Source organism: Ornithinimicrobium tianjinense, from assembly GCF_014636495.1.
Classification (GTDB): domain Bacteria; phylum Actinomycetota; class Actinomycetes; order Actinomycetales; family Dermatophilaceae; genus Ornithinicoccus; species Ornithinicoccus tianjinensis.
The window spans coordinates 1-15762 of the sequence record NZ_BMEM01000007.1; the positions used below are offsets into that span (position 1 = coordinate 1).

A 15762-nucleotide genomic window follows, 5' to 3' on the forward strand; every position below is an offset into this window, starting at 1 on the left:
CGGACACGGACCCCCTCGCCACCTCCGTCAGGCACCGTCGCCATCTCCGGCCGGCCGCCATCTCGTCACGGAGAGACGCCTCCCCGTCTACGTCACCCTCGCCTCCTGACGCGATAACCGCGCGAGGGCGAGACGCAGGCGGACATGGCGCGACATCGAATGTTTGTCCACAGAATCGGCGTGTTCAGCGAGCCAGGATCAGACGCTTGTTCTAAACTGGGTCCATCGACAGGCCGAGGGAGGGATGGCCATGGAGGGGACACCCGACGAGACCGCGGAGGCACTGCCCGCCAGGGACGACGCACGGCTGGCGTTGCTGGCACCGGTGCTGGAGCAGGCGCGGCGAGACGACACTCTGGTCGTGCGGGAGTTCGTGCCCGCGCGCTGGCATCACGGGACCTCCGTCGGTCTGGATGGAGTGGTCCGCATCGACGCCGCAGCCCTGCGCCGCCTGCCCGACCGGGTCCGGCATGCAGAACCGTCTCAGGACCACCCCGCGGAGCGGCCCCTCGCAGAGCGGACGCCCGCGGACCTGCTGGGTCGAGCGCGCCACTTCGTACCCCACGCAGCAGCGCCTGACCGTGATCACGAGGGCACACCCGCCCGGGGGGCCGTGGAGCGACCAGGTGAAGAGTGCCTCGGCGCGGTGGCTGCCCTGCACACGCTCACCTGCCAGCTCGACGCCGCCCGCCTACGAGCGGCCGGAGAGCTCGCCGCGCGCACGGCAGAGAAGCTGCTCGAGCTCGAGGGTGTCTCTGAGCCTGGCGAGCTGTCCAAGACCCGACGCGACCGGTGGCGCGCCCGGGCCAAGTCGGTGACCGCCGGCGAGGTGGCGACGCTGACGGGATGGGGCCGGGGGCGTTCGCGCGAGCTCGTCGCCATCGCGCTGGCCCCGGCGCCGGTGCGCGCTGCGGTCGTGCAGGGGCTGCAGGCCGCCATCGTGACCTGGGCTCAGGTGGAGGCCTACTGGCGGGCTGCGCGTCGCCTGACGCCGGAGGGAGCGGCCGCTGTCGCGAACACCTTGCTCGCCACGGACATCGAGCCCGAGCAGGCTCACGCCGACCGGCTCGACCCTGACGGGGCGCTCCGCACCACGCCGTGGCCCGCCCAGCAGTACCACCAGGCACTCGCCCAGGAGATCGCCCGCCACCACGCCGACGATCCCGATCGTCGGCGTCGGGAGCCGTCGGCAGCGCACGACGCCCGCGACGCCTACGGCATCGTCGACGATGACGGCACCGGCCAGATCGTCATCACCGGGGATGCCGCGAGCACGACGGCTTGCCTGGATCACCTTGCCTCCATGGCCAAGCGGTTGCGTGCGACGGGCGACCCGCGCACCGAGGCACAGCTACGTTCAGACGTCGCCCGGGCCTTGCTGCTCCACGGCCGCATCGATCTGCCGTCGCACACGGGAGCAAGACCCGAGACGAGCGGCACGAGCGGCACGACCTCTGGTTCCACCGGCGAAGGTCCTCACCATGCGGCGGACGAGGGCCCGGCGAACGCCCGGGACCCGCGCCTCAACGAGCCGGACTGGGACCTCCTGAGCCCGGCCGACCTGTCGCGTATCGCCCAGGTGGTCAACGGGACCCCCGCCTACCACCTGCAGGTGATCGTCCCGTGGGACGCCCTCACCGGGCGGCCAGTGCTCCGGAGCCCTGGCGTCGGCGAGAACGACACAGGACCCTCCGTGCGTGAAGGCATCGGTCGGGTGCTGGGGCGACATCCCCTGTTCCTCACCGGACCGCAGCTGCGCGCTGCTGCCCTGGCGCCCGGGACCACTCTGTCGCGCATCCTCTTCGACCACGCCGACGGTCGCTGCATCGAGCGGTCCGTCGCACGCTATCGACCTGATGCCGCGATGCGCGAGCAGATCATCGCGGCGGACGTCCTCTCCCGGGGCCCAGGCGCCGCGGCACCGGCACGCGACAGCCAGCTCGACCACGTCCGTCCTTACGGGTCCGGAGGGGCGACGGCCGAAGGCAACCTGCAGGCCCTCGACACCGCAACGCACCACGCCAAGACCGCGGGCGACTGGGATGCCGTGATCAACGGTCGCCGGGACGTCACGTGGACGACCTTCTGGCAGCGGGTCTACCGCACCCGCGCCCACGACTACCGGCAGTACCTCACCTCAGGCATCCCGGCCCAGGCCCGATCGACCGACGATCCGGACGGACCCGAGCTCACGCCGCTCGGTCCCGGGGACCGACGTCACCTGGCCAGCCTGCTCACGTATGCCGCACTCACCGCCCGGCAGCGCGGCGAGCGTCTCGAGGCGCCGGACGACGACCCGGACAGCGACACCAGCTATCTCACCGGCCCTCACCCGGTCATCTGGCTCCGCCACACCCGGCTCCGGGACGGCGCCAAGATCTCGGGCTCGCACCCCGCCACCCCTTCGCCGGAGGACATCGTCGCTACGCCCGCCAGCACGATGCTCGACTCGACGCACTGGACGGACCCGTTCACCCGGCCCGAGGAATCGGGCGACCCGAGCGAGAAAGGCGGCGACCCGAGCGAGAAAGCCAGCGACCCGGGCGAGAAAGCCAGCGACCCGAGCGAGGACCCCGCATCCACCACCGACCCGCCGCCGTTCTGAGCGCCGCACCTGGTTCCCAGTCCCGAGACGCCGAGACCCCGAGACCCGCGGAGGCCCCGAGACCCGCCGAGGCTCCGAGACCCGCCGAGGCTAGGCCGCCGAGACGCCGAGAGCCCCCGCCAGCACGAGCTGGCGGGGGCTACGCGCGGCTCAGGGGAAACCGCGTCGGCAGGCGGTCCGGGGGACGGGCGGACCGCGTTGCTCAGGTGGTGCGGATCAGTCAGGAGAGAGGCAGCTCTCGGCAGGTAGACCCGGCCCACCCGGATGGCTCACTGCACGAGGGCGAACATCGCGAGGTGGGAGTCACCGACATACAGGTGAGCCTGCTTGGCACCGGCCACCTCGCCCTTGACCGGGGCGAACGTGACCGTGATGGTTGCGGAGCCGTCCGCCGGGACGGTGACCGACTCGACGTCGGCCGTGAAGCCGGCACCCGACACCGACACCGGGAAGGTGGCGTCCGCACCGGACAGGTTCGACACGGTGACCGTCGTGCTCGTGGCCTTGCCGCTGCCCGAAGGAACCGCACCGAAGGACAGCGTGGTCTGGCTGAAGGCGAGCGGCGCGGTGACTGCGGCGTCGAGGTCGGCCAGACCGTTGCCGACCTTCTGCACGTTCGTCTCGACCTGGGTGATCGCGTTGGTCTGGGTCACCCCGTCGATCTTGGCCGTGTTGGCGATCGCCGAGCGGACCTGCCAGGCATCCCAGTCAGCGTGGACAGCGCGCACCACGGCGGCCATGCCGGCGACGTGCGGGGTGGCCATCGACGTGCCCTGGTAGAACGCCCAGCAGCCCTCGGCGTCGACCCAGGCGTCCTCGGCGCAGAAGGACAGCGGCTGCGCCGACAGGACGTTGACGCCGGGCGCGACGACGTCGGGCTTGACCAGGTGGTCCACCCGGGTCGGGCCCCAGGACGAGAATCCGGCGAGGATGTTGTCGAAGCCGGTCTGGGTGTAGGTGCTCTGGCTGCCGATCACCACGTCCTGACCGTCGAGCGCCATCAGCGCGTCACGGTCGCCCAGGCCGGACTGGACGGCCGGGATGGTGCTGGGAGCAGCCGGGTCACCGGCCATCGAGATCGGGTCTCCGGGGATGTTGTTCACGATGATCGCGGCGACCGCGCCCCTGGCCTCCGCGTTGGCGACCTTCGTGCCGAACGAGCACGACCCGCGGCTGATCAGCGCGATCTGGCCGGTGAGGTCCTCCGCGATGGGCCCACAACCCAGACCCAGCGGGTTGGTCGCACCCGCGACGGCGTCCACGACGCCGAGCGGGGCGGTCAGGTCGGTCGCCGGCACGGGGAACTCACCCACGGCGGCGACGCTGACCTGCGCGCCACCGGAGCTGACCGGCACGCCCACGAACTGGCCCACGGTCGAGGCACCCACGGTGAGCGCACGCTCCGCACGACCCGGCGACCCGGTCGTCGAGGCACCCGGACCGTCGTTGCCCGCGGCCACCGCGACGACGACCCCGGCCCGGTCGATGTTGTCGACGGCCATGGCCATCAGGTCCTGCACGCCCGAGTAGCCACCACCGAGCGACATGTTCAGCACGTCCATGCCGTCGGCGACGGCGGCCTCCATACCGTTGAGGATGTCCTCGCTGCTGCCGTTGCCGTTGGGCAGCACGTTGTAGTTGCCGAGCAGCACGCCCGGCGCCACGCCGGTGGGGTCGTAGCCGATCTCGGCGCCACCGACCACGGCCGGGGTGTGCGGGTTGCAGCCGACCGTGCCGGCGACGTGCGTGCCGTGACCCTCGTGGTCAGCGGCGGTGAAGCCCAGCTGCTTGGCCTTGTGGTGGAAGATCTTCGCGACGATGACCTTGTTGTTCGTGAGCGCCGGGTCACCCGTCTGGGCGGCCGCCGGGTAGAGGGAGTCGTCGAAGCACGGGTGGTCGGGGTCGATGCCGGTGTCGATGATGCCGACCTTGATGCCGTGGCCCGCCCAGGTGGACGGGTCGCCGCCGACCGCGGTGGCGCCGGCCACCGCCCAGCCCTCCAGCGTGTCGATCAGGGCCAGGTCCGGGTCCTCGTGCGCGGTGGCGTGGTAGATCCCCTGGTAGTCCGCGGCCGTCACGCCGGGCGCGGTGCGCAGGGTCTCCAGCGGAGTGCCGTTGAGCTGCACCGCCACGGCGTTCAGCGAGATGTCGTAGCTGCTCGTCACCTGCGCCTTCGGGGCGTTGACCCGGAGCCACTTCCGGAAGGCGTTCTTCTCAGCGTTCAGCTCGGCGCGGGTCGCGCGCGTGTTCCTCGCGTCGAGGCGGATCTTCCCGTTGGTGTCGCGGTCGACGTGGCTCGCGGTCGCCAGCGGAGCACCGGTGAGGACGACGATTGCGCTCGTCCGGTCCTGGCCGGGCGCGCTGGTCGAGCCGTCGGTGTTCGGGTTGCCTGCGGCCGACCCGGCCGCCCCGGCGGAGGCCAGGCCCGAACCGGCCAGGGCGAGCGAGAGGAGTCCGGCCATCACGAGAGACCGGGAGTTACGTGACGTCACTGCAGCTACCTTCCGTCAGGGTCCCCACCGTCGGCACGCCTCCGTTGGCGTGCCCCGACCCGCAGGTGAAAGGGGACCGCCGCGACACTAGGTCACTGGGCGCCGAAGTGCGAGCATTCACAGTTGACAGAGGCACCCAGCCGCGCGGTTGAGCCGTCGGAGCACGCGGCAGAGAGGTCGGAGCGCGCGGCTGAGGGGTCGGAGCGCGCGGTTGAGGCTCAGGCGGTCTTTGGCAGCGTCGGTATGCCGTTGCCCTCCGCCTCGGGTCCGTCACCTGCACGGTGGCCGGTCACGGCTGCCCACCGGCCTCAGTCGGGCCTGGCTCGGAGAGGTCCTGCGGATCTTCTTGGGACTCAGCGGACGACGCTGCGCAGCTGAGAGTCGATCCGTCTGGTCCACCCGCGGGCGTCCAGGTGCTCGAGCAGCGGGACTGCCACCCGGCGGGTGGTGCCGAGCGCCTGGCGGGCCTCGCCCAGCGTGAAGGGTTGGTCCAGGCTCGCCAGCTCACGCATCGCGCGAGCGGGGGCGTCGGGCAGGAGCACGATGTCCTCCGACACGCGCACCAGACGGCCGAGGCGCACGGCGGCGGCCAGCTCGACGGGACCCAGCCCCAGCTCACGCAGCTCATCCCGTTCCGGGGCATCGAAGGGCGCCTTACGCAGCCGCGCCTCAAGGGTGGCGACGGCTCGCTCCGCGGGGCCCAGCCCACCGGTGTCCGGCGGCAGGACGCGGCCCTCGGTCACGGCCAGCCCTGCCTCGTCGACGAGCCGCCGCACGAGGGCCGGCACGAGCGCAGGGACGTCCGCGGGCAGCCCGCCGCCACCCGCCACGGGCCGCCGCAGATGATCGCGCAGGTGATGCCGCAGATGATGAGGCAGGTCGATGAGGTGGGCGACCTCCGCGAGCGTCATCCCCTGGCTGAGCGGGTGGTCCCGGTGGTGTGCCCGGACCCGCTCACCTACCTGCGCTGTCCACGCGGCGAGCACCTCGTCGTCGACCCACCACCCCTCCAGCCGGGTGCCCACCGTCGGGGTCGGCAGGCCCAGGCGCGCGAAGGTCGTGGCGTGCTCCGCGCCGCGGGACCGTAGCCGGACGTCCGACAGGGCGACAGCCGCGGGGGTGACCTTCGCCGGGAGATGGCCGCCCTCGAGGTGGCCGCCCTCGAGATGGCCGCCCTCGAGGTGGCCGCCCTCCAGATGGCCGCCCACGAGATGGCCGCCCACGAGATGGCCGCCCTCGACATGGCCGCCCTCGACATGGCCGCCCTCGAGATGGCCGCCCTCGAGGTCGCCGGCGCGCCGGAGCGCCGCGCCACGCCGCCGCAGCGGAAGAGGATCCACGTCCACCACCTGCACGGACCACAGGCGGTGGGTCCCGGGGTCGCGGACGATCGCCCGGTCCCCCGCGTGCCAGGGCAGCGGGGAGCGGAGGCTCAGGCGGGCGTGCCGAGAGCCGAGCGGCCGGACGTGCACCGGGTGGTCGGCCGACCCGACGTGCAGCATGGCCTGGGCGGGGGCTGCCGTCGTGTGACCCACCGGCTCGATCGTCGTGTCGACGACCTCGGCCACCGCGAAGGCCCCGGGCGTCAGCAGCACGGCGCCCCGCCCGGGACTGGGGGACGGGAGGCGGCGCAGGTTCACGGCGACGCGGGAGACCGGCCCGACCGCGTCGTGAGCGACGTCCTGGCTGTGCAGCGCGCGGACGACGACCCCGCCGGCCTGGCCGCCGGAGAGCAGGGTGAGGTGGTCACCGGTCCTCAGGATGCCGGCGCCGAGGGTGCCGGTCACGACGGTGCCCGCCCCCGCCACCGTGAACGACCTGTCGCACCACAGCCGCACCGGCGCGCCGGGGTCGGGGCTGGGCGTCCTGGTCACCAGCTCGTCCAGGGCCGATCGCAGCGCCGCCATGCCCTCCCCTGTCGTGGCCGACACGCCGACCGCCGGTGCCTCGAGCCCGGCCCCCGCCAGCCGCTCAGCGGCATCGGCCAGCACCTCCGCCGGACGTCCGGGTTCAGCCAGGTCGCAGCGGGTGATGACGAGGACACCGTCCGTGATGCCGAGAGCCTGGACGGCAGCCAGGTGTTCCGAGCTCTGCGCCTGCCACCCCTGGTCGGCGGCCACGACGAAGACCACGGCCGGCGCCGGGCCGAGCCCGGCGAGCATCGTCCCCACGAACCGTTGATGACCCGGGACGTCCACGAACGCGACGTCGGCACCCCCCGGCAACCGCGTCCACGCGAACCCCAGCTCGATCGTCAGGCCACGCGCCTTCTCCTCGGCCAACCGGTCCGGGTCCCGCCCCGTCAGCGCGCGGACGAGAGTGGACTTGCCGTGGTCGACGTGCCCCGCGGTGGCGAGCACGCGCCTCATGGCGTCTGCGAGGGGAGCTCGTCGCCGCCGAGCGCGGCCTCCAGCGCCTTCCGGAGGTCGCCGTCCCGGGAGGGGGGTATGCAGCGCACGTCCACCAGTCCCTGTCCGTCGTCCACGCGAGCGAGGACGACGGGCAGCCGACCCGCCGGCCGACGGAGCCGCTCGACAGCGGCGACCGGGATCTCCACGGCCCACCCGGGCAGCGGCACGCCGGGCGCCCCGCCACCTCCGACGCGTCCGCTGACCGCCACCACCTCGCGCCCCAGGGCGACGGCGAGCCGCTCAGCCCGCGCCCGCAGGCTGTCGGCCGAGGCGTGCAGCGCGTCGTGGACCGGGGTGGCGGGGCCGCGCACGGTCGCCTCCAGCGCCGCCAGCGTGAGCTTGTCGACCCGCAGCGCGCGCGCGAGCGGGTGCCGCCGCAGGCGCTCCACGACGTCCGCGTCACCCAGGATGAGTCCCGCCTGCGGTCCGCCCAGCAGCTTGTCACCGCTCGCCGTGACGATGGTGGCCCCGGCACGCAGGACGGTGGACGCGTCCGGCTCGTCGGGCAGGGCCGGGTCGGGGGCCAGCAGCCCGGAGCCGATGTCGGCGACCAGGGGCACGTGGCTGCCGTCAGGACGGCGCAGGTCCCGAAGGCTCTCCACGCCCACGGAGGAGACGAAACCGTCGACGCGGAAGTTGCTCGGGTGCACCTTGAGCACGCAGCCGGTCTCGGGACCGACCGCGTCGGTGTAGTCGCGGAGGTGGGTGCGGTTGGTGGTCCCGACCTCCCGCAGCCGCGCGCCGGTCGAGGCGATCAGGTCGGGGAGACGAAACCCGTCCCCGATCTCGACCAGCTCGCCGCGGGAGACGACGACCTCGCGTCCGGCAGCGAGCGTCGTCGTGGCCAGCAGCAGAGCGGCTGCACCGTTGTTGACCACGAGCGCACCGCCCGCCGACGGCACGGCCTCGCCGAGCGCCGCGAGCACCCCGGCGCCCCGGCGGCCGCGCAGCCCGGTGTCCAGGTCCAGCTCGACGTCGACGTAGCCCGCGGCGTCGACGACGGCGTCGACGGCGGCGTCGGACAGGGGCGCACGGCCGAGGTTGGTGTGCACCACGACGCCGGTCGCGTTGAGGACCGAGGACAGCGACGAGGCTCGCGCAGGCAGGGCGCGCAGGGCCGCCTCGGCGACCTCGTCCGGCGCGATCTCCCCGCGTCGCGCGCGGTCCTGCGCCGCCGTGACCGCCGCGCGCACCCAGGGACGGCCGAGGCGCTGCGCGGCGGCCGCGAGCGGTGGGCTCGCGAGCAGCGTGTCGGTGCGCGGCACCGCGCGACGCGGGTCGGTCTGGCTCACGCTCGTGCTCCCTTCCGCACGCGGGGAAGGTCACCCGCGGTTAGCTGGCGGAGGCGGACGGGAATCGAACCCGCCAGGCCGAGATGCTCGGCCTCACCGGTGTTGAAGACCGGGGGGCCCACCAGGAACCCAGACGCCTCCACAGCACAGCCTAGACACACGCCTAGAGTGTGGCCGTGGAGCCCATCCGACTGACGCAGTTCGCCAAGGGCGGAGGCTGCGCGTGCAAGATCCCCGCCGGCGAGCTCGAGCAGATCGTGGCCGGTCTTCGGGCCGCGCAGCCCCTGCCGGGCGCGCAGCCCCTGCCCGACGCGGAGGTGCTCGTCGGCCTCGACGACGGCGACGACGCGGCAGCGGTCCGCATCGACGGGGGCGTGGCGGTGCTGTCCACCGCGGACTTCTTCACGCCCGTCGTGGACGACCCCTACGACTGGGGACGGATCGCCGCCGCCAACGCGCTGTCGGACATCTACGCGATGGGCGGCACCCCCGTCATGGCCATCAACCTCGTCGGGTGGCCACGCGACGTCATCAGCACGGACCTGCTGCGCGAGGTGCTGCGCGGCGGTCGCGACGTCGCCACGTCCGCTGGGTGCCCGGTGATCGGCGGGCACAGCATCGACGCGCCGGAGCCGATCTACGGGATGGCGGTGACCGGCACCGCTGATCCTGAGCGCTTGATGCGCAACGACGCGGCGCAGCCGGGACTCCCGATCAGCCTCACCAAGCCGCTGGGGGTGGGCGTCCTCAACAACCGCGCCAAGTCCACCGGCGAGGTGAGCCAGGAGGCCGTGGAGAGTATGGCGTCCCTCAACCGGGACGCCTCGCTCGCCGCGCTCGCGGCCGGGGTGCGCTCGGCCACTGACGTCACCGGTTTCGGTCTGCTGGGGCACCTCTACAAGATGTGCCGCGCCTCGGGCGTGACGGCACGGATCGACGCGGCGGCCGTCCCCTACCTCGACGGCGCACGTCCGGCGCTCGCCTCCGGGCACGTCCCGGGCGGGTCGAGGCGCAACCTGGACTGGGTCCGCCCGCACCTGACGACGGCCCCGGGCGTCGACGAGGGCGAGCTGCTGCTGCTCGCCGACGCCCAGACCTCAGGCGGGCTCCTCGTCGTCGGCGAGGTGCCCGGTGCGCCGGTCGTCGGTGAGACGCTCCCTGCCGGGTCGTTCGGCGCCGGGGTGCTCCTCGAGGTGGTGTGAGCCGCACCGAGGCATCGGAGACCTCCAGCGGTCTGTCCCGAAGGGCCGAAGCACGCAGGCCGCAGGCACGCAGGCCGAAGGCCGTCCTACCGGACGGTGACGATGCTGTCGTGCACGTTGCCCTGGCGCCGGCGTTCCTCGAGGCGCCTCTTCTGGGGGGCCACCGTGTAGCGCGGGTCCTTCGCGGACTCGATGCCCGCCTCGACGATGCCGAACCGGGTCAGAGCCGAGGCTGCGGCGAGCGCGACCCCGGAGACGACGGACACCGTGCGGCTCCGGCCGGCGACCAGGGTCCCCACGCCACCGGCGACGGTCAGGAGCTTGGCCAGACGCAGCTTGCGCCCGGCCGCGCCGGTCTCCAGAGGTTCGCGCAGGTCGAGCCCGTCGAGGTGCTGCTCGAGACGGTGCATGGCGAGCAGGTCGGTGCCCACCCCCAGGAGCGCGAAGCGGCGGACCGGGCCGGTCTCGGAGGTCGGGCCGAGCACCATCTGCACGCCGCCCGAGGCCATCGCGGCCGACGCCACGAAGACGAAGGGCAGGTGCGAGCGGCTCTCGAACCACACGGGCGTCACCGTGTCGGAGAGGAGGACCGCGGTGTAGGCGGCCAGCGGCGGCCCAAAGAGCGCCTGCCCGACCGTGGCCGGGGTGTCGAGGATCTCGAGCGTCCGCTGCACGGTGGCGAGCGCGCCGCGCCGCGGCAGACGGACCGCGCGGGCCGCCTCCGCAGCCGTGGTCACGCCGGCGAAAGCGGCATACCCGGACAGGATCCAGGTGCCCACCGACATGGGCGAGGTGAGCTTGACCGTGCGCAGCATGTTGAGGAAGCGCTCGGGCCGGCCGAGGTCAGCGACGAGCGCCGCGCCGCTCAGGGCGACCGCCGTCATCGCGGTGTAGCGGCTGTTGCGGAGCAGCACGGGCCGGTCGGTGGCCGCGGCACCGGCCGCGATGAGTCCGGAGCCCGCAGCGACGCCGCCGATGAAGAGGTAGGCCGGGATCTCGTGCTTCCACGGCACCGGCTTGATGACGGGGTGGCCGTAGTAGTCGGTGAACTCGGCGTCGGGGACGGCCGGGGCCTCCCGGCGCCCTCCCCCGTCGCGGTTGAGCCAGGTGCGGCCGGTGCGGGCCAGGTCGCGGGCGGCGTCGGTCGCCTGGCTCCCGACGGAGGGTCGGCGACGTCGCCTCCCCTCCTCGGGCGGGCGGTAGCTGTCGAAGGGCGAGGTGGTCACCGGCGGCCCCCCAGGAAGGCCACGGCGGCGGCGCCCAGCAGGCCGACGCCGGCCAGGCCTGCCGTGCGGAACATCTCGGGGAGCTTGGCGGTCGGCACCACCGGGTCGGGCGGCAGGCCGTAGACCTCGGGCTCGTCGAGCAGCAGGAAGACGGAGCCGGTGCCGCCGACGCCGTCGTCGTCGTTGGCGCCGTAGAGCCGGGCCTCGGTGAACCCCTGCTGGTGAAGCTGGGCGACGCGTTCCCGGGCGATGGCGACCATCTCCTCGCGGGTGCCGAACCGGATCGAGGTCGTCGGGCAGGTCTGCGCGCAGGCGGGCGTCTGGTCGTCGGTGAGCCGGTCGTAGCACAGCGTGCACTTCTGGGCGACGCCCACGTCGGGGACGTGGCCGTCACCACGCACGGAGACGGCCGAGTCGCTGCGGCGCTCGATGACGCCGAACGGGCACGCGCCGACGCAGTAGCCGCAGCCGTTGCAGACGTCCGCCTGGACCACGACGGTGCCGTGCTCGCTGCGGAAGAGGGCTCCCGTGGGGCAGACGTCGAGGCAGCCCGCGTGGGTGCAGTGCTTGCAGACGTCGGAGGCCATGAGCCACCGGAAGTCCGGCAACGGACCCACCACCGGCGTCCCCTCGACGGTCGTGGCGTTCGCCGCGGCCAGCATGTCCCGCAGGTCTGGGCCGTGCCCGTCCACCGGCGCGGGAGGCATCGCCTCGCGGCGCGCGGGTGGGGCACCCACGCCCGGCATCCCGAGCTCCACGAGGCGCCGGCCGGACTCCCGAGCCTGCGCGATCCGGTCCTGGCTCTGCTCGACGAAGGCGACGTGCCGCCAGGTGCTCGCGCCCAGGCCGCCGGTGTTGTCGTAGGAGTTGGCGCTCAGGCTCAGCCCGTCCAGCGGCAGGGCGTTCCACTCCTTGCAGGCGACCTCGCAGGCCTTGCAGCCGATGCAGATCGAGGTGTCGGTGAAGAAGCCCTTGCGCTCGGGGGCCTCGGTCCAGCCGGCGTCCGGCGCGGGGTCGGTCGGGCCCGCGAGCTGGCGCGCGAGGTAACCCATCAGCCTTCTCCTTCGGTCTCGTCCGGGGCGGGGGCCTGCTGGCCGGACCCGGCGGCGGCGCGGCGGGCGGCCATCTCGGGTGTCACCTCGTCGAGGCGCTCGTTGCCGGTGACGGCGGTGATGCCCGCCCGCGACTGGTACTCCTCCACGAGGCGCAGCAGCGCATCACCGTGGGGTCGGCGCCCCGGCCGTATGTCGCACGCGGCGACCTTCGACTCCTGGATGTGCACGTTGGGGTCGAGCACCAGCCCGAGCAGGTCGTTGGCCGAGTCGCCCTCGACCACGGCGTCCCGGCCGATGCCCCAGTGGTAGGGAAGGCCGATCTGGTGCAGGGTCCGGCCCTTGACGGTCAGCGGCCGCACCCGGTCGGTGACCAGCACCCGGGCCTCGATGGCGCTGCGCGCCGAGACGATCGTGGCCCAGCCGCCGTTCTCCAGGCCCACCTCCGCGGCCAGCTCCGGGCTGACCTCGCAGAACATCTCCGGCTGCAGCTCCGAGAGATAGGGCAGCCACCGGCTCATCCCGCCCGCGGTGTGGTGCTCGGTGAGGCGGTAGGTGGTGAAGACGTAGGGGTAGACGTCGCTGCCCGGCTCGTCGCCCGAAGGGCTCCACAGGTTGTCCTTGCGGGGGTAGACCAGCCGACCGGGGTTGCGCTGCTGGGTGTAGAGCGGGTTGCGGACTGGGGACTCCTGGGCCTCGTAGTGGGTCGGCAGCGGCCCGTCGACCATGCCCTTGGGCGCGAACAGCCAGCCCTTGCCGTCCGACTGCATGATGAACGGGTCGTCGCCGGAGATCGCCGCAGGGCCGCCCTGGTCCGGCGCCGGACGGTAGGACGGGTCGCGGTCGGCCGGGAAGTCGGGCACGTCCTTGCCGACCCACCGGCCGGCCTCCTCGTCCCACCAGACGTACTTCTTGCGCTCGCTCCACGGTCGACCCTGGGGGTCGGCGGAGGCCCGGTTGTAGAGGATCCGGCGGTTCATCGGCCAGGCCCACCCCCACTCCGCGGCGGTCTCGTCCTGCTGGTCGCGCGGGACCCGGTTGGCGGAGCGGTTGACACCGCCGGCGAAGACGCCGGTGTAGATCCAGCAGCCGCCCGACGTGGAGCCGTCGGCCCTCATCTCGGTGAACGAGCTCAGCAGCTCGCCCGCCCGGTCACCGGTGAGGTGGTAGCCGTTGATCTCGCGCAGGACCGCCTCGCCGTCCACCTCACCGTGCTCGTCCTGGGGGTAGTCCCAGGTCAGGTCGAGGAGGGGACGGTCGCGCTCGTCGGTGGAACCGGCCAGCCGTTCGCGCATCCTCCGGCCCAGCTCGTAGTAGAAGTCCAGCTCGCTCTGCGCCTGGCCCGGCGGGGTCACCGCCTGGTGGCGCCACTGCAGCATCCGCTGGGTCTGGGTGAAGGTCCCCGCCTTCTCCACGTGCGTGGCAGCCGGCATGAAGAAGACCTCCGTCCGGATGTCCTCGGTGCGCAGCTCACCGGTGGCGATCTCGGGCGAGTCCTTCCAGAACGTGGCCGTCTCGATGAGCTGCAGGTCGCGCACCACGAGCCACCTGAGCTGCCCGAGCGCGAGCCTCTGCATCCGGGCGTGCGCCGAGCCGACCGCCGGGTTCTGCCCCACGACGAAGTAGCCCTCGACCTTGCCGTCGAGCATCTCCATCACCGTCTGGTAGGTGCCGTGGGCGCCGGTGAGCCGGGGCAGGTAGTCGTAGCAGAAGTCGTTGTCCGGTGTCGCGGCGTCGCCGAACCAGGCCTTGAGCAGGCTCGCCGTGTAGGCCGGGGCCTCGGTCCAGTACCCCTTCTGCAGCGGGGAGGCGATCGAGGCGAGGTAGTCCTCGAGGGTGTCGTGCTCGCCGGCGACGGGCATCGGCAGGTAGCCGGGCAGGATGTTGAACAACGTCGGGATGTCGGTCGACCCCTGGATGCAGGCGTGCCCGCGCAGCGCCATGATCCCGCCACCCGGACGGCCCATGTTGCCCATCAGCAGCTGCAGGATGGCTGCGGCCCGGATGAACTGTGCCCCCAGGCTGTGCTGCGTCCAGCCCAGCGCGTAGGCGAAGCACGTCGTCCGCTCCCGGCCGGAGTTCTCCACGATCGCCCGGGCGACCTCGTGGAACTGCTCGACGGGTATGCCGCACACGTCGCGGACCATCTCCGGCGTGTAGCGCCGGTAGTGCCGCCGGAGGATCTGGAACACCGTGCGGGGGTGCTGGAGCGTCTCGTCGCGCACCACCTGGGCGTGCTCGAGCGCGGCACCGGAGGCACCCAGCGTGTGGCCGCCGGCGTGGGCCCGGGTCTTCGCGTCCGGCTCGTCCCCGGTCGGACCCTGGATCCCGCCCTCCTGGTCCGGGACCTGAGGCTCGGCACGGGACTGATAGGCCCAGGACTCGCTGTCGTAGGCGCCCGTGCGCGGGTCGTAGCCGGAGAACACTCCGTCGAGGTCCTCGGTGTCGACGAAGTCCTCGCTGACGAGCGTCGCGGCGTTGGTGTAGGCGACGACGTAGTCGTGGAAGTAGAGGTCGTTGCTCAGGACGTGGTTGATGATCGCGCCGAGCAGCACGACGTCGGTGCCCGCACGCACGGGGACGTGCGTGTCAGCGATCGCCGACGTGCGCGTGAACCGGGGGTCGATGTGGATGACCCGGGCACCCCTGGCCTTGGCCTCCGCCACCCACTGGAAGCCCACCGGGTGGCACTCGGCCATGTTGGACCCCTGGATGACGATGCAGTCGGCGTTGGCCATGTCCTGCAGGGACTGCGTGGCGCCGCCACGCCCGAACGAGGCTCCCAGACTGGGAACCGTGGAGCTGTGTCAAATGCGGGCCTGGTTCTCGATCTGGATCGCCCCCGTCGCCGTGTACAACTTCTTCATGAGGTAGTTCTCCTCGTTGTCGAGGGTGGCTCCCCCGAGCGAGGCGATGCCCATGGTGCGGCGGACCCGACGGCCCTTGTCGTCGAGCTCCTGCCAGGTGTTGCGACGCGACTCCAGATAGCGCTCGGCGATCATGTCGATGGCGGTGTCCCGGTCGATCCGCTGCCACTCTGTGGCGCCGGGTGCGCGGTAGAGCACCTCGGTCTGGCGGGACGGGGAGTTGACCAGCTGCTCGCTCGCAGCCCCCTTGGGGCACAGTCGGCCACGGCTGACCGGGGAGTCGGGGTCGCCCTCGATCTGCACGACCTTCTCGTCCTTGACGAACACCCTCTGCCCGCAGCCCACGGCGCAGTAGGGGCAGACGCTCTGGACCACCCGGTCCGCCGTCGAGGTGCGCGGCTCGGTCTCCCGCGTCCGCCGCGACGTGACCGCGGCGCCCCGCCCGAGCAGGTCACCGCTCGCCAGCTGGCGGAGCACGGGCCAGCCGAGGAACGACGATCCGTTGCCAGCCATCTGTCCTCCACGTGCCGTGCCGGTGTGACGCATCCCACCGTAGTCCACCACGCCGGACCCCACCGGCCCGAGGTCACGATCTGGCAAAGCACCCGCTCACTC

At 72.8% G+C, this 15762-nt stretch carries 8 protein-coding genes and 1 tRNA gene; 2 read left to right on the plus strand and 7 right to left on the minus strand.

The features are described from left to right. Positions 1-646: 646 nt before the first annotated feature. Entirely contained in the window at positions 647-2605 is a 1959-nt protein-coding gene (locus IEV65_RS14915; protein WP_188432155.1) for an HNH endonuclease signature motif containing protein, read from the plus strand. Positions 2606-2874: 269 nt separating this feature from the next. On the opposite strand, the gene IEV65_RS14920 is transcribed toward IEV65_RS14915, so the two are convergent. From IEV65_RS14920 to IEV65_RS14940, 4 genes are all read right to left on the minus strand, one after another. Continuing rightward, a complete protein-coding gene (locus IEV65_RS14920; RefSeq protein WP_188432157.1) occupies positions 2875-5067 on the minus strand; it encodes a S8 family serine peptidase in 2193 nt (730 codons plus the stop codon). 383 nt (positions 5068-5450) lie between these two features. Further along, entirely contained in the window at positions 5451-7466 is a 2016-nt protein-coding gene (locus tag IEV65_RS15795; RefSeq protein ID WP_229735334.1) for a SelB domain-containing protein, read from the minus strand. Continuing rightward, positions 7463-8800 (minus strand): L-seryl-tRNA(Sec) selenium transferase, encoded by a 1338-nt coding sequence (selA, locus tag IEV65_RS14935; protein ID WP_188432159.1) that lies wholly within the window; start codon positions 8798-8800, stop codon positions 7463-7465. The genes IEV65_RS15795 and selA overlap by 4 nt, the downstream gene beginning before the upstream one ends. Positions 8801-8845: 45 nt before the next feature. Beyond that, positions 8846-8941, minus strand: a tRNA-Sec gene (locus IEV65_RS14940). A 29-nt stretch (positions 8942-8970) separates the two neighbouring features. On the opposite strand from IEV65_RS14940, the gene selD reads away from it, so the two are divergent. Beyond that, positions 8971-10002, plus strand: coding sequence for a selenide, water dikinase SelD (gene selD, locus IEV65_RS14945; RefSeq protein WP_371870172.1), 1032 nt, complete (start codon positions 8971-8973; stop codon positions 10000-10002). 86 nt (positions 10003-10088) lie between these two features. Here selD and nrfD read toward each other — a convergent pair whose 3' ends face one another. The 3 genes from nrfD to fdh are packed head-to-tail and all read right to left on the minus strand — an operon-like array spanning position 10089 to position 15660. Then, entirely contained in the window at positions 10089-11228 is a 1140-nt protein-coding gene (gene nrfD, locus IEV65_RS14950; RefSeq protein WP_188432163.1) for an NrfD/PsrC family molybdoenzyme membrane anchor subunit, read from the minus strand. Further along, a complete protein-coding gene (locus IEV65_RS14955; protein WP_188432165.1) occupies positions 11225-12280 on the minus strand; it encodes a 4Fe-4S dicluster domain-containing protein in 1056 nt (351 codons plus the stop codon). Before IEV65_RS14955 ends, nrfD begins: the two co-directional genes overlap by 4 nt. Next, positions 12280-15660 (minus strand): formate dehydrogenase, encoded by a 3381-nt coding sequence (gene fdh / locus IEV65_RS14960; protein ID WP_188432167.1) that lies wholly within the window; start codon positions 15658-15660, stop codon positions 12280-12282. The genes IEV65_RS14955 and fdh overlap by 1 nt, the downstream gene beginning before the upstream one ends. Between the last annotated feature and the right edge of the window lie 102 nt (positions 15661-15762).